This is a genomic window from Micromonospora humidisoli (genome assembly GCF_016900955.1).
GTDB lineage: Bacteria > Actinomycetota > Actinomycetes > Mycobacteriales > Micromonosporaceae > Micromonospora > Micromonospora wenchangensis.
In genome coordinates this window covers 238,676-258,080 of sequence record NZ_JAFEUO010000004.1, presented here as the reverse complement: position 1 = coordinate 258,080, position 19,405 = coordinate 238,676, and the positions used below count along the sequence as shown (strand labels likewise).

The 19,405-nt window shown below is 72.9% G+C and carries 16 protein-coding genes; 11 read left to right on the top strand and 5 right to left on the bottom strand.

Annotated elements, in window-relative coordinates:
- Position 1: 1 nt before the first annotated feature.
- Positions 2 to 1,663, top strand: a complete 1,662-nt coding sequence (locus JQN84_RS15980) for a CocE/NonD family hydrolase (RefSeq protein WP_204959170.1) — start codon at positions 2 to 4, stop codon at positions 1,661 to 1,663.
- A gap of 194 nt (positions 1,664 to 1,857) precedes the next feature.
- Positions 1,858 to 2,715, top strand: a complete 858-nt coding sequence (locus JQN84_RS15975) for a hypothetical protein (RefSeq protein WP_204959169.1) — start codon at positions 1,858 to 1,860, stop codon at positions 2,713 to 2,715.
- 100 nt (positions 2,716 to 2,815) lie between these two features.
- Here JQN84_RS15975 and JQN84_RS15970 read toward each other — a convergent pair whose 3' ends face one another.
- Entirely contained in the window at positions 2,816 to 3,115 is a 300-nt protein-coding gene (locus JQN84_RS15970; protein WP_281895756.1) for a flavin reductase, read from the bottom strand.
- Positions 3,116 to 3,139: 24 nt separating this feature from the next.
- Between JQN84_RS15970 and JQN84_RS15965 the strand changes: the two genes are divergently transcribed.
- Both JQN84_RS15965 and JQN84_RS15960 read left to right on the top strand, forming a co-directional pair.
- Complete coding sequence (locus JQN84_RS15965) at positions 3,140 to 3,979, top strand: helix-turn-helix domain-containing protein (RefSeq protein WP_307821247.1); 840 nt, start codon at positions 3,140 to 3,142, stop codon at positions 3,977 to 3,979.
- Entirely contained in the window at positions 3,970 to 4,158 is a 189-nt protein-coding gene (locus JQN84_RS15960; protein WP_204959168.1) for a DUF397 domain-containing protein, read from the top strand. Before JQN84_RS15965 ends, JQN84_RS15960 begins: the two co-directional genes overlap by 10 nt.
- A 188-nt stretch (positions 4,159 to 4,346) precedes the next feature.
- On the opposite strand, the gene JQN84_RS15955 is transcribed toward JQN84_RS15960, so the two are convergent.
- Complete coding sequence (locus JQN84_RS15955) at positions 4,347 to 4,550, bottom strand: cold-shock protein (protein ID WP_067314937.1); 204 nt, start codon at positions 4,548 to 4,550, stop codon at positions 4,347 to 4,349.
- A gap of 180 nt (positions 4,551 to 4,730) precedes the next feature.
- Here JQN84_RS15955 and JQN84_RS15950 point away from each other — a divergent pair, with 180 nt between their 5' ends.
- Both JQN84_RS15950 and JQN84_RS15945 read left to right on the top strand, forming a co-directional pair.
- The gene (locus JQN84_RS15950; protein WP_307821246.1) at positions 4,731 to 5,414 is read left to right on the top strand and encodes a class I SAM-dependent methyltransferase; all 684 of its coding nucleotides are present in this window, start codon (positions 4,731 to 4,733) and stop codon (positions 5,412 to 5,414) included.
- 128 nt (positions 5,415 to 5,542) lie between these two features.
- On the top strand, positions 5,543 to 6,160 hold the full coding sequence (locus tag JQN84_RS15945; protein ID WP_204959166.1) for a DedA family protein: 618 nt from the start codon (positions 5,543 to 5,545) through the stop codon (positions 6,158 to 6,160).
- A 36-nt stretch (positions 6,161 to 6,196) separates the two neighbouring features.
- Here JQN84_RS15945 and JQN84_RS15940 read toward each other — a convergent pair whose 3' ends face one another.
- On the bottom strand, positions 6,197 to 6,850 hold the full coding sequence (locus tag JQN84_RS15940; RefSeq protein ID WP_204959165.1) for an MBL fold metallo-hydrolase: 654 nt from the start codon (positions 6,848 to 6,850) through the stop codon (positions 6,197 to 6,199).
- A 7-nt stretch (positions 6,851 to 6,857) separates the two neighbouring features.
- Positions 6,858 to 7,577 (bottom strand): maleylpyruvate isomerase family mycothiol-dependent enzyme, encoded by a 720-nt coding sequence (locus JQN84_RS15935; protein WP_204959164.1) that lies wholly within the window; start codon positions 7,575 to 7,577, stop codon positions 6,858 to 6,860.
- A gap of 177 nt (positions 7,578 to 7,754) precedes the next feature.
- Between JQN84_RS15935 and rsgA the strand changes: the two genes are divergently transcribed.
- From rsgA to JQN84_RS15920, 3 genes are all read left to right on the top strand, one after another.
- The gene (gene rsgA, locus JQN84_RS15930; RefSeq protein WP_204959163.1) at positions 7,755 to 8,834 is read left to right on the top strand and encodes a ribosome small subunit-dependent GTPase A; all 1,080 of its coding nucleotides are present in this window, start codon (positions 7,755 to 7,757) and stop codon (positions 8,832 to 8,834) included.
- A gap of 223 nt (positions 8,835 to 9,057) precedes the next feature.
- A complete protein-coding gene (gene uvrA, locus JQN84_RS15925; RefSeq protein ID WP_204959162.1) occupies positions 9,058 to 12,003 on the top strand; it encodes an excinuclease ABC subunit UvrA in 2,946 nt (981 codons plus the stop codon).
- 199 nt (positions 12,004 to 12,202) lie between these two features.
- Entirely contained in the window at positions 12,203 to 12,664 is a 462-nt protein-coding gene (locus JQN84_RS15920; RefSeq protein WP_204959161.1) for a Rieske (2Fe-2S) protein, read from the top strand.
- A gap of 48 nt (positions 12,665 to 12,712) precedes the next feature.
- On the opposite strand, the gene JQN84_RS15915 is transcribed toward JQN84_RS15920, so the two are convergent.
- On the bottom strand, positions 12,713 to 15,955 hold the full coding sequence (locus tag JQN84_RS15915) for a penicillin acylase family protein (RefSeq protein ID WP_204959160.1): 3,243 nt from the start codon (positions 15,953 to 15,955) through the stop codon (positions 12,713 to 12,715).
- Positions 15,956 to 16,089: 134 nt separating this feature from the next.
- Here JQN84_RS15915 and JQN84_RS15910 point away from each other — a divergent pair, with 134 nt between their 5' ends.
- Positions 16,090 to 17,439 (top strand): jacalin-like lectin, encoded by a 1,350-nt coding sequence (locus JQN84_RS15910; protein ID WP_204959159.1) that lies wholly within the window; start codon positions 16,090 to 16,092, stop codon positions 17,437 to 17,439.
- A gap of 10 nt (positions 17,440 to 17,449) precedes the next feature.
- Positions 17,450 to 19,399: an excinuclease ABC subunit UvrC gene (uvrC, locus tag JQN84_RS15905; RefSeq protein WP_204959158.1), complete on the top strand. Its 1,950-nt coding sequence runs from the start codon at positions 17,450 to 17,452 to the stop codon at positions 19,397 to 19,399.
- The last annotated feature ends 6 nt before the right edge of the window (positions 19,400 to 19,405 follow it).

The following is a 19,405-nucleotide window of genomic DNA, read 5'->3' as shown; positions in this document are numbered from 1 at the left end:
CGTGCCGGACCTGTCGCTCGCCCGCCTCGCCGCCGCCGTGCTGCGTCTGCCGGCCGCCGCCACCCACCGGGTCGACGTCACCCGGGGCCTCACGGTCCGGGCCCGCGACGGGGCGCGGCTGCGCACCGACCACTACGCCCCCCGGCTGCCCGGCGCGCCGACCGTGCTGATCCGCACCCCGTACGGGCGGGGCGGGCCGATGCGGCTGCTCGGCCGACTGGTCGCCGCGCGCGGTTTCCACCTGGTGATCCAGTCCTGCCGGGGCACCGACGGCTCCGACGGGCTGTTCGACCCGCTGGTGCACGAGCGCGACGACGGGCTGGACACCGTCGACTGGCTGCGCCGGCAGCCCTGGTACACCGGCCGGTTCGGCATGTTCGGGGCCAGCTACCAGGGTTTCGTCCAGTGGGCGCTGGCCGCCGACGCGGGCGACGAGCTGGCCGCGATGGTCGCGGTGGTCACCGCCTCGACCACCCGCGACTCGACGTACGCGGGGGAGTCCTTCGCCCTGGACACGGTGCTCACCTGGGCCGAGCTGCTCCAGGCGCAGACCGTGCCGTGGCTGGCCCGGCAGTGGGAACTCAAGCGCGGGCAGCCCCGGCTGGCCGCCGCCCTGGCCCACCTGCCACTGGCCGAGGCCGACCGGGTGGCGACCGGGGTGACCGTGCCGTTCTTTCAGGAGTGGCTGCGCCACCACACCCCGGACGCCGACTACTGGCGGACCCGGGTCTTCGACGCGCGGATCACCGAGGTGCGCGCCCCGGTGACGATGGTCACCGGCTGGCAGGACATCTTCCTCCCCGCCCAGCTCGCCGACCATGCCGCGCTGCGGGCGGCGGGCGTACCCACCCGGCTCACCGTCGGCCCGTGGACGCACGGCAGCCCCGGCCTGCTGGCCGAGGCGCTGCGGGAGGGGTTGGGCTGGCTCGACGCCCACCTGAACGGCCGGCCGCCGTCGCCGCGCGCCCCGGTGCGGGTGCACGTCGGCGGGGACGGCGGCGGCTGGCGGGACCTGCCCGAGTGGCCGCCGCCGGCCACCGCGATTCCGTGGCACCTGCACGCCGGGGGCCGGCTCGCCCCGCAGCCGCCGGCCGCGTCGCCCCCCGACACCATCCGGTACGACCCGGCCGACCCCACCCCGTCGCTGGGCGGTCCGCTGCTGGTGGCCCAGCGCGCCGGCCCGGTCGACAACCGTCCCGTCGAGGCCCGGCCGGACGTGCTGGTCTACACCGGCGCGGTGCTGACCGACCCGGTCGAGGTGATCGGCCCGGTGCACGCCGAGATCCACGTCCGCAGCGAACTGTCGTACCTGGACGTGTTCGTGCGGTTGTGCGACGTGGACCGGCGTGGCCGGTCCTGGAACATCTGCGACGGTCTGGTCCGGGTGGCCCCCGGCCGGTTCCCGGTCGACCCGGACGGGGTGACCCGGGTGCCGGTGCCGCTGTGGCCGGTGGCGCACCGGTTCGCGGCCGGGCACCGGCTGCGGGTGCAGGTGTCCGGGGGTGCCCATCCCCGCTACGCGCGCAATCCCGGCACCGGTGAGCCGCTCGGCGAGGCGATCACGCTCCGCGCTGGGGTCCGGCAGATCCTGCATGATCCATCGCATCCGTCGCGGCTCGTGCTGCCGGTGGTCCCAGCCGGTTCCCAGCTTCCACCTATCTGAAGACAACCCCTTTGAGCTGGGGTTTTTCTCCCAACTGGGACTATCGTCTGTCGCAACGCTCGATGACGTGCACCAGCGGTCGGTTCGGCTTCCCCGGTGGGTGATCCATACGCGGAGTAGCGAAAATTCCCCGGCCCTGGCCTGTTGCTGAAGCAGTCGGTGCCTCCCGGTTCCGGCTGCGGAGAGGGGGCGTCATGACGACGGCTCCGGCCAATCTGCTGGCGGTCCGCCGGCTCCTGCTCGACACGATCAAGGGACTCGATCCCGCCGCGGTGGGGATCGTCGGTGATCCGGCCCACCGGGGTGGTTACCACTGCGGCTCCGACCGGGTGGTCACCAACGACTACTCGGTGGTGGAGTCGCCCCGGGACTCAGGCGGCCTCACCCTCTACGCCTCCGGGCTGGACGTGGGCACGTTCAGCGTCCGCTCCGGGGGTGCCACCCACAATCTCCAGACGTTCTCCACCTGGTGCGTCGCCCAGTGCCGGGCGAACACGGTGGACAGCCGCGACCTGCGGGAGATCATCTATTCGCCCGACGGCAAGGTCGTCAGGCGGTGGGACCGGCTGGGCAAGCGCAGCTCCGGCGACGACTCGCACCTGTGGCACACCCATTTCAGCTTCTTCCGCGACTCGACCAAGGCCGGACGGGACCAGACCCCGCTGTTCCGGCGCTACCTGACCGGCATCGGACTACTGGAGGACACCGACATGACACCCGAAGAGCACGCCTGGCTGGAGACCGTCCACAAGAACCTGACCGTCCTCGACGGCCGCAACCCGGTGGGTCAGATCTACACCCGGATGGCGATGGGGGAGGACCACACCAACCCCGACTTCGTCGTCACCCACCCGACCCTGAAGTCGCTCGGTGCGCAACTGACCTCGTTGCAGACCGCGTTGACCGCCCTGGCCAACAAGGACTTCACCGACGAGCAGGCGATCATCGCCGGGGTCCTGGCCGGGCTCACCCCGGAGAAGATCGCCGCCGCCATCCCGCCCACCATCGCCAAGCAGGTCGCCGACGAGCTGGCCAAGCGGCTGGTGGCCTGACGGCACCGTGCACGCCGGCCTGCCCGGAGGCGGCCGAGGACCCCGTGGGCACCCCTTCCGCCCCGCCTCCTGCGGAAGGGGTGCCCACGGCTGTCGGCGGTCATCCCCGGGCCCTGGCCCAGGTGAGGAAACGGTCGGTCAGTTCCGGGCGTCGCCCGGGGTGGAGCTGGCCGAGCTGGTGGTCGGCCTCGGTCATCAGGGCGGCGAGATAGCCGAGCAGGGCGGTCCGGTCGTCCCGGTACTCGACCAGCAGGCCCAGCCGGGCCGGCTGGCAGGGCCACTCCGCGCCGCAGTTGCGGCAGCGCCACAGGGGACGCATGGCGACGTGCGGGACCACCCGGCGGGCCGACGTCGGGAGCGCGCCGCGACGCCGTGCGGTGTCGTCGTCGACGCCGGTCACCGGTGACCGGCGGTCGGCCGGCGGGTGCGGTGCGTCCTGGCGGGCACGGGTTACCTCCTCGGGTCTGGAGGGGCCGCCCCCAGGGGGACGGGGGCGGCCCGGCGGAGTCGGCTGCGGACACGGGCGGGGCTGTCCCAGGAGGGGCTGGGCGAGCAGGTCAACTACTCGGCCTCGCTGGTCGCCGCCGTCGAGCAGTGCCGCCGGCCGCCGCGTAAGGAGTTCGCCGAGCGCTGCGACACCGTGCTGGCGAGCGACGGCCTGCTGGCCCGGATCAGGGACGCTCAGGTGCGCGAGAGCCTGATGCCCTGGTTCCGCGAGTGGGTCACGATCGAGCAGGAGGCGACCGCGCTGTGCTCGTTCCAGCAGACGGTCCTGCCCGGCCTGCTCCAGACCGAGGCATACGCCCGGGAACTCTTCGAGCGGGCGAGCCACTTCCTCGGTGACGAGGTGGAGCAGCAGGTCGCGGCGCGACTGGCCCGACAGGAGATCCTGCACCGGGCGTCCCCGCCGCTGTTCGTGGCGGTGCTCGACCATTCCGTGCTGGAACGCCCGGTCGGCGGGCCGAAGGTGATGCGGGAGCAGTTGCTGCACCTGCGGCAGCTCGGCGACCGGCCGCGGGTGCACCTGCACCTGGTGCCGAGGGACACCGGCGCCTACCCCGGGCTCAACGGCGCGTTCGTGATCGCCACACCGCCGCAGGGCGACGACGTCGCCTACCTCGACAACCAGCTACAGGGAACGCTCGTCGAACGGACGGCGGACGTACAATCGCTGCGGCGATGCTGGGAGTCGGTGCACGCGGAGGCGCTGTCCCACGGGGCCACCATCAAGCTGATCTCGGAGGCGGCAGACTCATGGACCTGACCGGCGCGATCTGGCACAAGAGCACCCGCAGCAGCGGCAACGGCGGCGACTGCGTGGAGGTGGCGGCCAACCTGCCCGGCGTCGTCGGCGTCCGCGACAGCAAGGACCGCTCCGGCCCGGTGCTCACCTTCGCGCCGGCGGCCTGGCGGGCGTTCCTGCGCCACGCCAAGCGGGGCTGACCGGGGCGGACACACGCCCACCGGCGACCCGACACCCACCGCAGCACGGCGGCCTGCCGGTCGACGGCAGGTGGCCCGGTCCGGAAACACCCGGCCGGGCTTGAGTCAGTGGACCCGGCAGCGGAGTCGACCGCAACCGGCAGCGCTCGGTGGCGGCGGCCCCGGGCCGCCGCCACCGGCACGGAGACTTACAGCGGGCGGACGTTCTCCGCCTGCGGACCCTTCTGCCCCTGGGTCACATCGAACTCGACCTTCTGGGCCTCCTGCAGTTCCCGGTAGCCGCTGGTGGCGATCGCCGAGTAGTGAACGAAGACGTCAGGGCCTCCGCCGTCCTGCTCGATGAAGCCGAAGCCCTTTTCCGAGTTGAACCACTTGACCGTGCCGGTTGCCATGCATCTCTCCCTGTTTACAACGGGTGACCCCGCCGTCGCGGCGGATGATCGCCCTGTACTGCCCCGACAGTAGCCGGCCGATCCGGTTTTTGCCGGCTGAAAAGCCGCAGGATGCGGACGGAAACTCGCAGGTGGCCGGAATGTCGCCCCGGAAGGGGGCCGCTGCGGCACACTCGACCGGTGAACCGACCGCGCGTCGACGCGTTGACCGAGCTGGAACGCGAGATCGACGCGCCGGGTGACGGGCTGGACCGGCTGCGGCTGGTGCCCACCCCCTTCGTGCCCGAGGTGCGACTGCACCTCGCCGAGGACGCGATCGTCTGGTGGGCCCGGATGGAGGCCAGCGCCGGGCACACCCTGCCCCCGCCGTTCTGGGCGTCCGCCTGGGCCGGCGGCCAGGCCCTCGCCCGCCACCTGCTCGACCATCCCGAACTGGCCGCCGGCCGGCGGGTGCTCGACCTGGCCGCCGGCTCCGGACTCGTCGCCATCGCCGCCGCGCTGGCCGGCGCCACCCAGGTCGTCGCCAACGACGTCGACCCGTACGCGGTGGCGGCGGTCACCGTCAACGCGCGGGCCAACCGGGTCCGCGTGCAGGCCAGCCACCAGGACCTGCTCGACGACGACGGCACCCAGGCCGACCTGCTCGTCGCCGGGGACGTCCTCTACGACCGCGACCTCGCCGGACGGGTGCTGCCGTACCTGCGGCGGGCCGCCGACGGCGGGGCGCAGGTGCTGGTCGGCGACCCGGACCGGGGACACCTGCCGCCGGACATGCTGGAGGTGGTGGCCAGCTACCCGGTGCCCACCACCGAACCCTCGGTCGACTCCCCGGTCCGCCGGGTCCAGGTGCTCCGCCCCCGCTGAAGCACCCCCACCGGCACGTCCCCCGTCGCGTCGTGGCCCCACCTCGGGGGAGCCCGCCGGAAAACTCGGGGAGTGATCAGGGTCGCGACCCGATGCGCCGGGACGCCCGATGGTCGTAGCGTCATCTCGTGCTCGACGAATTGGCCCAGCTCGGAGACCTGCCGACCGCCTTGTTGATGGCGGCGCTCGGGCTGGTGATGCTCGCCGACGCCGTACCGCTGCTCGGGGTGCTCGTCCCCGGCGACGTGGCGATCCTCGCGGCGGTGGGGGTGGGCCGGCCGGTCGCCGGCGTGGCGACCATCGTCGCCGTGGTCGCTGGCTGCCTCACCGGCTGGTCCCTGAGCTTCCTCGCCGGGCGGATCTTCGGCGAGCGGCTGCGGCACAGCCGGGTCGGCGACTGGATCGGCGAGGGCCGCTGGTCGGCCGCCGAGCAGCTGCTGCGCTCCGGGGGTGGGCGGATGGTGCTCGTCGCGCCCTTCCTGCCGGTGTTCAACACGCTGCTGCCGTTGGCGGCCGGGAGCCTGCGGATGTCGTACCGCCGGTTCGTCGTCTGCGCCGCGCTCGGCGCGGCGGCCTGGGCCGGCCTCTACCTGGCCCTCGGCGCGGCGTCGCGGGCCCTGGCCGGGCTGCTGCCCGGCAACCCGCTGCTGGTCACCATGGCGGTCGGCCTGCTGCTGGCCGGCCTGGTGCTGCTGGGCACCCGGCGTCGGCTGCGCGCGCTGACCGGCGTCGGCCAGCCGGGCTGACCGACGCCTGACGGTCACCGTCGGGCCGTCACCGGCTCACCAGCCGCGCGCCCGCCACTGCGGCAGCGAGGCCCGTTCCGCGCCGAGCGTGCTGTCCGCGCCGTGCCCCGGATAGAACCAGGTGTCGTCGGGCAGCCGGTCGAACAGCTTGTGCTCGACGTCGTCGATGAGCTGGCCGAACCGCTCCGGGTCCCGGTCGGTGTTGCCCACCCCGCCGGGGAACAGCGAGTCGCCGGTGAACAGGTGCGGGGTGCCGGCCGGGTCGCGGTAGAGCAGCGCGATCGACCCCGGGGTGTGCCCCTTGACGTGGATCACCTCCAGCGTCTGGTCGCCCACCGCGACGGTGTCGCCGTCGGTCAGGGGCTGCGCCGCGATCGGCAGCCCCTCGGCGTCGTCGGCGTGCACCAGGGCCGACGCGCCGGTCGTGGCCACCACCTCCTCCAGGGCGACCCAGTGGTCCATGTGCCGGTGGGTGGTGACCACCGAGGACAGCCCGGCGTCGCCGATCAGGTCGAGCAGCCGGGGCGCCTCGTTCGCGGCGTCGACGAGCACCTGCGCGCCGGTGTCGCGGCAACGCAGCAGGTAGGCGTTGTTGTCCATCGGGCCGACCGACACCTTGGTGACGGTGAGCCGGTCCAGTTCCCGGACGGCGGGTGGGCCGCCGGGGGTGACGTCTCCGGTGTAGCTCATGTGTGGTCTATATCCATTCCGGTGGGGTCGGCAGGGCACCGTCGGGGGTGACGGTCAGCCCGTCGCCGCTGCTGCGGCCGATCAACCAGGCGGCCAGCGCGGCGCAGCTGCCGGCGACCTGCGGGGCGTCCTGTGTGTCGCGCACCACCAGCTCCGGCCGGTTGCCGTCGGTGGGCCGCAGCACCAGCGCGGGCGCGTCGGGCCGCTCGGCGAGCCCACCGGCCACCTCGTGCAGCAGGTGCGGGGTGAACGCGGCCGGCCAGTCCGCCGGCCGGTAGCCGGCGGCCAGGTCGACGTGGTGCACCTCCAACTCGCGCCACCGGGCCCAGGGGACCAGGGCGGCCGGCCACGGGCCACGTCGGGCCTGCACGGTGGCGCTCCACGCCGACGCCGTCATCGCGGCCACCGCCTCGGCGAACCGGTCGGTGCTGCGGCGCAGGTCGGCCAGCAGCTCGGCGGGTGGGCGGCCGGCACCGGCGGCGATGTCGGCGTCGCGGGCGGCGACGCTTTCGTACATCGGGATGTCCTCGCCGGTGCGGGCGGCGGTGAGCAGGTTGACGAGCCCGTCGGCGTTGCGGGCCAGGTGGGTCAGCACGTGGCCCCGGGACCAGCCGGGCAACAGGCTGGGGGCGGCGACGGCCGCCGCGTCGAGCCCGGCGGCGGTGTCCAGCAGGCGGGCGGCCGAGTCGACCACCTCACCGGTAAACATCAGTGGGTCCGTCGTCACGCCACGACCCTAACGGTCCGGACAGCGTTGCGCCGCCGGGGAATTCGCTTTCGGCCTGTCGGCCGGCGGCCTACCGTCGGCCTGACACGGTACCGGGACGACGGACGGGGGTGGTGGTCATGCCGGTCGCAGTACGCGTGTTGCGCCACGACCAGTTCCGACCCCGGTGAGGATGACATGACCATCGATCTGACCGCCCTCGGCCTCGACGCCGAACGGGCGGCGTACGCGCGGCGGCGTCCGGACCGCCGGCCCGGCCGGGTGGCCCGGGTCGACCGGGGGGTGTGCACCGTGCTCGGCGCGGACGGACCGGTCCGGGCCAGCCTGGGCCCGGCGGTGCTGGCCGCCGCCGCCCGTGACCTGACCGCCCTGCCCTGCGCCGGTGACTGGGTGCTGCTGGCCCGCTGGCCGGACGGCCCGGTGACCGTCGACGCGGTGCTGCCCCGGCGGACCGCGCTGGTCCGCCGCACCGCCGGCAAGGACGCCAGCGGCCAGGTGCTCGCCGCCAACCTCGACACCGCCGCGGTGATCGAGCCGGTGCACCCGGAGCCGGACGCCGCCCGGATCGAACGGCTGCTCGCCCTGGCCCACGAGTCGGGGGCCACCCCGCTGGTGGTGCTCACCAAGGCCGACCTGGCCGCCGACCCGCAGGCGGTGGCCCGGCAACTCGCCGCCGTCGCCCCCGGGGTGCCGGTGCTGCCGGTCAGCGCCGAGCGGGGCACCGGCCTGACGCCGCTGCGTCCGCTGGTCGCGGCGGGGCGCACGCTGGCCCTGCTCGGCCCGTCCGGGGCGGGCAAGTCGAGCCTGGTCAACGCGCTGGTCGGGGCGGAGGTCATGCCGACCCAGGCGATCCGCCGGGTCGACGGCAAGGGACGGCACACCACCACCTGGCGGGCGCTGGTCCCGGTGCCCGGCGGCGGCGCGGTGCTGGACACCCCCGGGGTCCGGGCGGTGGGCCTGCTGGACGGGCACACCGGGCTGGACCGGGCGTTCACCGACATCGCCGAGCTGGCCACCGGCTGCCGGTACGCCGACTGCGGGCACACCGCCGAGCCGGCGTGTGCGGTGCGCGAGGCGGTGGAGGCCGGGGAGTTGCCGGGCCGGCGCTTCGAGAGCTGGCGTCGGCTCCAGCGGGAGCTGGCGTACGAGAGCGGTCGCCGGCAGAGCCGGTTGGCGGCCGAGCGGCGGGGCGGCTGGCGGGGTGGCCGTCGGCGGCCGGCCCGGCCGGCGACGCCGCCCCTGCCCGGCGGGTTCTGACCCGCTCCGGCCCGGCCGGTCCCGACCGGCCGGGCCGGGTGCGGTGGTGTGCCCGGCGGGTCGGCCGACCGGTGTGAGCTGGGGGAATGTTGGCGTGCGGGAAGTTGTCGTAGCCCGGGGCTAGAGTTGCGCAGGCGTTCCTTCTGCGCCCCGTAAAACCGCTCAGATCCCACTCGGAGCGGACAGATCCGCCTCATATTCTTCTTCCGGGAGCACCCGCACCGTGGCCGACCGTCTGATCATCCGTGGCGCGCGCGAGCACAACCTGCGTGACGTCAGTCTCGACCTGCCCCGGGACGCCCTCATCGTCTTCACCGGGCTCTCCGGCTCCGGCAAGTCGAGCCTGGCCTTCGACACCATCTTCGCCGAGGGGCAGCGCCGCTACGTCGAGTCGCTGTCGTCGTACGCCCGGCAGTTCCTCGGCCAGATGGACAAGCCCGACGTCGACTTCATCGAGGGCCTGAGCCCCGCCGTCTCCATCGACCAGAAGTCCACCTCGCGCAACCCGCGGTCCACCGTCGGCACCATCACCGAGGTCTACGACTACCTGCGGCTGCTCTTCGCCCGTATCGGCGAGCCGCACTGCCCGGTCTGCGGCGAGCGGATCTCCCGGCAGAGCCCGCAGCAGATCGTCGACCGGGTCCTCGCGATGGCCGAGGGCACCCGGTTCATGGTGCTCGCCCCGGTGGTCCGGGGCCGCAAGGGCGAGTACGTCGACCTCTTCGCCGAACTCCAGGCCAAGGGCTACGCCCGCGCCCGGGTCGACGGGGTGGTGCACCCGCTGACCGAGCCGCCGAAGCTCAAGAAGCAGGAGAAGCACACCATCGAGGTGGTGATCGACCGGCTCAGCGTCAAGCCGGGCGCCAAGCAGCGGCTGACCGACTCGGTCGAGGCCGCGCTCGGCCTCTCCGACGGCCTGGTGCTGCTCGACTTCGTCGACCTGCCCGAGAACGACCCGGCCCGGGAGCGCCGCTACTCCGAGCACCTGGCCTGCCCCAACGACCACCCGTTGGCGATCGAGGACCTGGAACCCCGGGTGTTCTCGTTCAACGCGCCCTACGGGGCCTGCCCGGAGTGCACCGGCCTGGGCACCAAGAAGGAGGTCGACCCGGAGCTGGTCGTCCCCGACCCGGAGCGCACCCTGCGCGAGGGCGCGTTGCAGCCCTGGGCCACCGGGCACAACCTGGAATACTTCCTGCGCCTGCTGGAGGCGCTGGGCGAGAGCCAGCACTTCGACGTCGACACCCCCTGGCGGGCGTTGCCGGCCCGAGCCCAGAAGATCATCCTGCACGGCTCCGACGACCAGGTGCACGTGCGCTACCGCAACAAGTACGGCCGCGAGCGCTCCTACTACACCGGCTTCGAGGGCGTGGTGCAGTGGATCGAGCGGCGGCACACCGACACCGAGAGCGAGTGGTCGCGCGACAAGTACGAGGGCTACATGCGTGACGTGCCCTGTGCGGCCTGCGGCGGCACCCGGCTCAAGCCCGAGGTGCTGGCGGTCACCATCGCCGGCAGGAGCATCGCCGAGGTGTGCAACCTGTCGGTGGGCGAGGCGGCCGAGCTGCTCGCCGGCATCACGTTGACCGACCGGCAGAAGATGATCGCCGAGCGGGTGCTCAAGGAGATCAACGCCCGGCTGCGGTTCCTGCTCGACGTCGGCCTGGACTACCTCTCCCTGGACCGGGCGGCCGGCACCCTGTCCGGTGGCGAGGCGCAGCGCATCCGGCTGGCCACCCAGATCGGCTCCGGCCTGGTCGGCGTGCTCTACGTGCTCGACGAGCCGTCGATCGGCCTGCACCAGCGGGACAACCACCGGCTGATCGAGACCCTGCTGCGGCTGCGTGGCCTGGGCAACACGCTGATCGTGGTCGAGCACGACGAGGACACCATCCGGGTGGCCGACTGGATCGTCGACATCGGCCCCGGCGCGGGCGAGCACGGCGGCAAGATCGTGCACAGCGGGTCGGTGCCGGAGCTGCTGGACAATCCCGAGTCGGTGACCGGGGCGTACCTGTCGGGCCGGCGGGAGATCCCGACGCCGCGGCAGCGCCGGCCGCAGACGCCGGAACGGGAGCTGGTGGTGCACGGGGCGCGCGAACACAACCTGCGCAACCTCACCGTGCCGTTCCCGCTCGGGCAGCTGATCGCGGTCACCGGGGTCTCCGGCTCGGGCAAGTCGACGCTGGTCAACGACATCCTGTACGCGGTGCTGGCCAACCAGATCAACGGCGCGCGGCTGGTGCCGGGCCGGCACACCCGGGTCTCCGGGCTGGAGCACGTCGACAAGGTGGTCGGCGTCGACCAGTCGCCGATCGGCCGTACCCCGCGCTCCAACCCGGCCACCTACACCGGGGTCTGGGACCACGTCCGCAAGCTGTTCGCCGAGACCACCGAGGCCAAGGTCCGGGGGTACGGCCCCGGCCGGTTCTCGTTCAACGTCAAGGGTGGCCGCTGCGAGGCGTGCTCCGGCGACGGCACCATCAAGATCGAGATGAACTTCCTGCCGGACGTCTACGTCCCGTGCGAGGTGTGCAAGGGTGCCCGGTACAACCGGGAGACCCTGGAGGTGCACTACAAGGGCAAGACCGTCTCCGACGTGCTGGAGATGCCGATCGAGGAGGCGGCCGAGTTCTTCTCCGCCATCCCGGCCATCCACCGGCACCTGCGCACGCTCAACGACGTGGGCCTGGGTTACGTCCGGCTGGGCCAGCCCGCGCCGACGCTGTCCGGCGGTGAGGCGCAGCGGGTCAAGCTGGCCTCCGAGCTGCAGAAGCGTTCCACCGGCCGGACGGTCTACGTGCTCGACGAGCCCACCACCGGCCTGCACTTCGAGGACATCCGCAAGCTGCTGATGGTGCTGGAGGGCCTGGTCGACAAGGGCAACACGGTGATCACCATCGAGCACAACCTCGACGTGATCAAGACGGCCGACTGGCTGATCGACATGGGCCCCGAGGGCGGTCACCGGGGCGGCACCGTGCTCGCCACCGGCACCCCGGAAGAGGTCGCCGAGGTCGCCGAGAGCCACACCGGGCAGTTCCTGCGTTCCGTGCTCAAGCTCGACGGCCAGGCCCGGGGCGCGAAGGCGGCGGTGACCCGGGCGGCCCGCGCCAACGGCACGACGCCGAAGGCGCGTACCCGTAAGGTGCCCGCCGGAGCCCGCTGACCCGGCGGCCCGCCGCCCGGCCCGCACGCCCCCGCCGCCGGGCCTGTCCACGCCCGGCGGCGGGGCGCGGTGGCGCGTCGGCCCGCTGCGCAGGGCGTTCCCGGGCGGCCGGGATGAACCGTCGGGCACAGTGGTGCGTGTGCTCCAGTGAGCCGCGCGGGTCGACGACCGGCGGCAGTAGTCGAGAGAAAGGCCGGAGATGACAGACGACCAGGTGCCGACCGTGCCCGGTGTGCAGACCCGACGTGCCCTGCTGGCCGGGGCCGGCGCGGTGGGGGCGGCGGTCCTCCTGACCGCCTGCGGTGACGACTCCGGTGACGAGCCTGCCACCCCGGCCACCGGCGGACCGGCCGCGACCACCGGCGGGTCGGGTGCCGCCGCGATCGCCAGGACGGGTGACATCCCGGTCGGCGGCGGCCAGGTCTACGCCGCGCAGGGTGTGGTGATCACCCAGCCGACGGCGGGGGAGTTCAAGGGGTTCGACCCGATCTGCACCCACCAGGGCTGCCCGGTGTCGAACGTCGACGGCGGGACGATCAACTGCACCTGCCACAACAGCAAGTTCGCCATCACCGACGGCGCGGTCAAGCAGGGCCCGGCGACCCAGCCGCTGGCGGCGAAGGAACTCAAGGTCGACGGCGACCAGATCTCGCTGGCCTGACCGACACCGGCCGGCCCGCAGGACGTCCTGCGGGCCGGCCGGTCGGGGTCACTGCGCGTAGACCGCCATCTCCCAGATCGAGTAACCGTACGTGGTGGCCCGGGTCACCCCGTGCATCCGCACGTACCGGGCGGTCGTGGTGGGGAAGGCCGCCACGTCGGTGCCGCCGTCGCCGGCCGTGGTCGACCACACCGTCCGCCAGCTCGATCCGTCGGTCGACACCTCGATCCGGTACGACCTGGCGTACGCCGACTCCCAGGCCAGCGTCACCCGGCCCACCTGCCGGGCCGACCCCAGGTCGACGCTGAGCCACTGGTCGTCGGCCCAACTGCTCGCCCAGCGGGTGCCGAGGTCGGAGTCGACGGCCTTGCCCGGCCCGAAGAACAGCTCGCTGCCGGACGCGGTCGCCGTCCGGCCGGCGGCCAGGTTGGTCAGGTCGTCGCCACGCCGGGACGGGAACGACACCGTCTGCTGGAAGGTGGGCCGGTTCTGCCAGGCGATGGTGGCGTGCTTGATCCCACCCAGCGGCGACTGGATGATCGCGTCCGCGCACCACTGGTCACCGGCGGCGCAGCTCGCGTCCCCGGGGTACACCTGGGCCGCCGGGGTGGCCGCCGCCGTCCGCAACGTGTCCAGCAGCACCTGCCGGCAGCCGGCCAGGTTCCCGGCACCGCAGAAGCCCCGGCCCAGCCCGCCGCGCACCGGGTCGCCGAGCACCGCGCGCAGGTCCTTGTCGACGTAACCCCACCAGCCGTACTGGAAGGACGAGCCCTTGTGCGCCTGGGCCTCGTTGGCCGAGGTCGGCAGGTTGGACTTGTCGCCCTGCTGGTACCCGGAGGGGGACTCGTTGATCTGGATCGCGTTGATCAGCGACTGGTAGAGGTCCGGGCCGAGCTGGTCGCGGAACATCCCCCGGACCAGCAGCGGCCACCAGGCGTCGAAGGTGCGGATCGCGTCGGCGTGCCGGTAGACCTTCGACCCCTTCGCCGTCTCCACCCGCAGCGCGCCGTCCTGCCGCCACGCCTTGAGCCGGCTGATCTCGGTGGCCAGTGTGGCGTCGGCGACGGGCTGGCTCTCCAGCACCCGGATCAGCTCGTCGAGCACCTCGGCCCCGCGCAGGTCGGTCACGCCGGCCTGCTCGACCAGCGCGGTCAGCGAGCCCCGGTCGTACTTCCGGCCGGCGGCCAGGCCCGCCTTGAGCGGGCGGTCCAGCAGGTCGGCCCGGTGCACCGCGCCGAAGCTGTAGTTGCCGTCCGCGCCGCCGAAGTCCTTGGCCTGCTTGTTGTTCCAGCTGACGTAGTAGTCCTGGTTGACCGACCGGGGGTGGGCGGCCAGCGGGGCGTAGCTTGCGGTGTTCGTCGCCGGGTCGAAGCCCTGCCACTCGTAGGCCGGCTCGGCCTTCATCGGCAGGTTCGGGTTTGACCCGGCGGCCCGCACCGGGTTCAGCCCGGAGTTGAAGTACGCCGACTCGGTGGAGTTGACGTAGAACCAGTTGAACGCGTACTCGACGTTGTTGGCCGAGGCGACGAAGGCGTCCGCCGAGCCCATCTGGGCCGGGTCGTTGAACATCTGGAAGCCGATCGCCGAGTCGGCCTCGTGCCGGTAGGTGGAGCGCAGCTGGGTGAACGCGTGCGGTTTGCCGCCCACCGTGCCCCGCCACGACACCAGGCCGAGCTTCGTCCGCCAGGCCACCAGCTTGTACGACCCCTTGGCGGTGCCGTCGGCGAGGGTCGGCGTCCACTTGTTGACGTGGGCGAGCTCCTCCATCGCCACGCACTGGCCCCGGTAGAGGTAGTGGTCGGCGGCGAGGGTGGGGGTGCTGCCGTCGGTGGTGCACAGCGGCACCGCGTAGGTGTCGGTGATGTCGTGGATCGACGAGGTGGCGCTCCACGCGTAGTCCTGGCCCCGGCCGAGCAGCACGTAGAGGTTGAGCCCGGCGAACGCCGCGCCCCGGGCGCTGATCCCCGGCCCCTGCAACTCCTGGATCATCAGCAGTTGCGGCGAGAAGTAGCCGGTCTGCGGGCCGAAGACCGCGACCGGGTGCCCGGTGGCCGAGTTCGCGGACGAGACCACCGCCGCGTTGGACATGCCCCGGTGCGCCGGGCTGATGGTCAGCCCGGACAGCGCGGCGGCCAGCTCACCGGACGCGCTGTTGCCGGTGGTCCGGGCCGGGGCGGCGGTGCTGCCGGCGGAGCCGGTCGGGTCGGTGAAGATCGGCTCGACCCGGGCCGAGCCGGCGTCGGGCAGCGCCACGCTCGCCGCGTCCGGGGAGGCGTCGCCGTACGGGAAGCTCTGCCCGTCGTGCAGGGTCAGCACGGTCTCCGGATCGTTCTGGTTGCGGAACGCCGTCCACACCTTGTCGCCCTCGGTGGCCCCGTACTTGGCGCGGGCGGCGATACGGACCAGCGCGGACTGCATCTCGGTGCCGCCCCCGCCGCCGAACAGCCCGCCGACCACGCCGGCGATGGCGATCAGGTCGGTGAGCTGGAACGGCTCCGGGCCACCGGCGTTGGTGACCGCGTCCAGGTGGCCGGTGAGCACGTACTCGCCGGGGCAGTTGCGGGCACCCATGCAGACGCCGATGTAGGCGTTGATGCCGGCGATGTACTCCTGCACGTCGGCGTAGAGCTGCTGGCCGCGCGGCCCCTTCGTGCGCAGCGCCTCGACCTGCGCCTGGAGGTCCGCCTCGGTGTACGGCGAGTTGCGCCAGACGCTCTGCTCCAGGGCCCGGTTGCCGGGTGCGCCCCCGGCGAACGAGGTGAGGGTGCCCCGGCCGACGTGCCGCAGCAGGTCCATGGTGAACAGCCGGTCCTCGGCTCCGGCGTAGCCGGCGCCGTACATGGTGCCGCCCCGGGTGGTGCCGGTGACGTGCGGGACGCCGGTGGCCTTGTCCCGCAGGATGCGGACGTCGGCGCGGGGCGAGTAGTCGCGTTCGACCTGCCCCTGCGGGACGCCGAAGGAGGCGTCGTTGAAGAACGAGCCGATCTGTTCCTCGCGTAGCCCGGCGTAGCCGTAGACCAGGTCGGCGTAGCGGCCGAGCTGGTCGGCGGAGTGCCGGGGCAGGGTGCCGAGGGTCTGGTTGCCCAGCACCTCGACCAGTGTGGCGTTGCCGTTCTGGCCGGGCGGCAGGATGTCGCCGCACTCGCCGAGGCAGTAGTCCTCGGGGGTGAAGGCGGCACGTGGCGCGGCGGCCTCGGCGGGTGCGGCGGGTGTCGTGGTGAGCAGGGCGGCGACGCTGATGCCGGCGGTCAGGCCGGCGAGCAGGCGACGGACGGTGGGGGGACGGGGCATGGCGATCCTCCGATGAGGATGGGATCTTTACGTGAATAACATTCGGTTACCGGATGGTAATCTCCGTCCGTCGATATCGGAAGACGTCCATCGACCGGCGTCCGCCGGTCCTTCCGCTCCAGATTGGATCGTCGATGAAGGTCGTCCGTCTGCTCGCGTCCGCGACGCTGCTCGCGGTCGCGCTCACCCCGTCCGGGCCGGCCGCCGCCTCGGCCGCCCCCGCCCCTGCCCCCGCCGGGGTCGCCGCCCCCACCTCGGGGGCGTTCTCCGTGCTCACCTACAACGTCGCCGGGCTGCCCGACATCATCTCCAGCGGCGACCCGGCGACGAACACCAGGCCGATCGGCGAACGGCTCGGCGGGTACGACATCGTGCACGTCCAGGAGGACTTCAACTACCACGCCGACCTGTACGCCACCGACCAGCACCCGTACCGGACGCCCACCAGCGGGGGCGTGCCGTTCGGCAGCGGCCTCAACACGCTGTCGAACTACCCGTACAGCGACTTCGCCCGGGTAAAGTGGAACTCCTGCAACGGCACCGACTGCCTGACCCCGAAGGGCTTCACCGCCAGCCGCATCCGGCTCGCCGAGGGCGTCTACGTCGACTTCTACAACGCCCACCCCAACGCCGGCACCACCGACGCCGACCTGGCCGCCCGGCGGTCCAACCTCAGCCAGCTCTCCGCATACGTCGCCGCCAACTCGGCAGGCAACGCGGTGGTGCTGATGGGGGACCTGAACGTCCGCTACACCCGTACCGGTGACAACATCCGCGACCTGGTGGCGGCCAACGGCCTCACCGACGTCTGGGTGCAGCAGGAGCGGGGCGGCCAGCCGCCGGCCGCCGGTGACCCGGCGCTGGTCTGCGACGAGGCCAACGTGACCGACGCCTGCGAGGTGGTCGACAAGATCCTCTACCGGGGCAACAGGCTGGTCGACCTCACCCTGAACCGCTACCACAACGAGCACGCCCGGTTCCTCACCCCGACCGGCGGCCCGCTGTCCGACCACTATCCGCACGCCGCCTGGTTCGACTGGACCCTCGACCCGACGCTGCGGGCCAGCGACACCTGGGGCGGCCCGCACGGCACGCCGTTCACCGACGCCGACCGGGTCGGCCCGGCGGTCACCCGGGTCACCCTGCGCGGCGGCTCCCGGCTCGACGCCGTCGGCGTCGACCTCGCCGACGGCGGCCAGCTGCGCCACGGCGGCACCGGCGGGACGGAGAGCAGCCTCACCCTGGCCCCCGGCGAGCGGATCACCCAGGTCACCCTCACCCAGGGGCAGAAGGACGGCCGGACCAGGATCTTCTCGGCCCGGCTCAGCACCGACCAGGGCCGCACCCTCACCGCCGGTACGCCCACCTCGGCGGCGGTCACCTTCACCGCACCCGAGGGGGGCCGGCTGGCCGGCTTCTTCGGCCGCAGCGGCACCGAGGTCGACCAGCTCGGCGTGATCTGGAGTGTCGGGGGCAACGGATAGTCTCGGTGCCGTGGCTGATCCCTCGACCTACCGCCCCGCGACCGGCACGATCCCCGAGTCCCCCGGGGTCTACCGGTTCCGCGACGGCACCGGCCGGGTGATCTACGTCGGCAAGGCCAAGAGCCTGCGCAGCAGGCTCAACTCCTACTTCGCCGACCCGTGGGGGCTGCACGAGCGCACCCGGCAGATGGTCACCACGGCCGAGTCGGTCGACTGGGTCACCGTCGGCACCGAGGTCGAGGCGCTCCAGCTCGAATACACCTGGATCAAGCAGTACGACCCCCGGTTCAACGTCCGGTACCGCGACGACAAGTCGTATCCGTACCTGGCGGTGACCCTCGACGAGGAATACCCGCGGTTGCAGGTCATGCGGGGCGCGAAGCGTAAGGGCGTGCGGTACTTCGGGCCGTACTCGCACGCCTGGGCGATCCGCGAGACGCTCGACCTGTTGCTGCGGGTCTTCCCCGCCCGCACCTGCTCCGCCGGGGTGTTCAAGCGGGCCGGGCAGGTCGGCCGGCCCTGCCTGCTCGGCTACATCGGCAAGTGCTCCGCGCCCTGCGTCGGCACCGTCTCCGCCGAGGCGCACCGGGCGATCGTCGACAACTTCTGCGAGTTCATGGCCGGCCGCACCGACACCATGGTGCGTCGCCTCGAACGCGAGATGACCGAGGCCAGCGAGCAGCTGGAGTTCGAGCGGGCGGCCCGGCTGCGCGACGACGTGGCCGCCCTGCGCCGGGCGATGGAGAAGCAGACAGTGGTGCTCGGCGACGGCACCGACGCCGACGTGGTCGCCTTCGCCGACGACCCCCTCGAAGCCGCCGTGCAGGTCTTCCACGTCCGCGACGGTCGGGTACGCGGCCAGCGCGGCTGGGTGGTGGAGAAGACCGAGGAGCTGACCACCGGCGACCTGGTGCACCACTTCTGCACCCAGGTCTACGGCGGTGAGCAGGGCGAGGCAGACGTCCCCCGGGAGTTGCTCGTCCCCGAGCTGCCGGGCGACGCCGAGGCGCTCGCCGACTGGCTCAGCGCCCGCCGGGGCAGCCGGGTGTCGCTGCGGGTGCCCCAGCGCGGCGACAAGAAGACCCTGCTGGAGACGGTGGGCCGCAACGCGAAGGACGCGCTGGCCCGGCACAAGCTCAAGCGGGCCGGTGACCTGACCACCCGCAGCAAGGCGCTCGACGAGATCAGCGAGGCGCTCGGCATGCGTACTTCGCCGCTGCGCATCGAGTGCTTCGACGTCTCCCAGATCCAGGGCACCGACGTGGTGGCCAGCATGGTCGTCTTCGAGGACGGGCTGCCCCGCAAGAGCGAGTACCGCCGGTTCATCGTCCGGGGCGCCACCGACGACCTGTCGGCGATGTCCGAGGTGCTGCGTCGCCGCTTCGCCCGCTACCTCGACGCCCGCGCCGAGACCGGCGAGCTGGGCGAGGAGACCGCGTCCGATCCCGACCGCCCCGGCATCGATCCGACCACCGGCCGGCCGCGTAAGTTCGCCTACCCGCCGCAGCTGGTGGTGGTCGACGGTGGCGCCCCGCAGGTGGCGGCGGCGGCCCAGGCCCTGGCCGAGCTGGGCATCGACGACGTGGCGCTGTGCGGGCTGGCCAAGCGGCTGGAGGAGGTCTGGCTCCCCGACGACGTTTACCCGGTCATCCTGCCGCGCACCTCCGAGGGGCTCTACCTGCTGCAACGCGTCCGCGACGAGGCGCACCGGTTCGCCATCACGTTCCACCGGCAGCGGCGCTCCAAGCGGATGACCGAATCAGCCCTGGACACCGTCCCCGGGCTGGGCGAGGTACGCCGCAAGGCGCTGCTGCACCACTTCGGCTCGCTCAAACGGCTCTCCGCCGCCACCGTCGAGGAGATCGTCGAGGTGCCCGGGGTGGGCCGGCGCACCGCCGAGGCGATCCTTGCCGCCCTCGACGGTGACCCGAAGACCACCGCCCCCACCCCGACCGACTGACGGCGG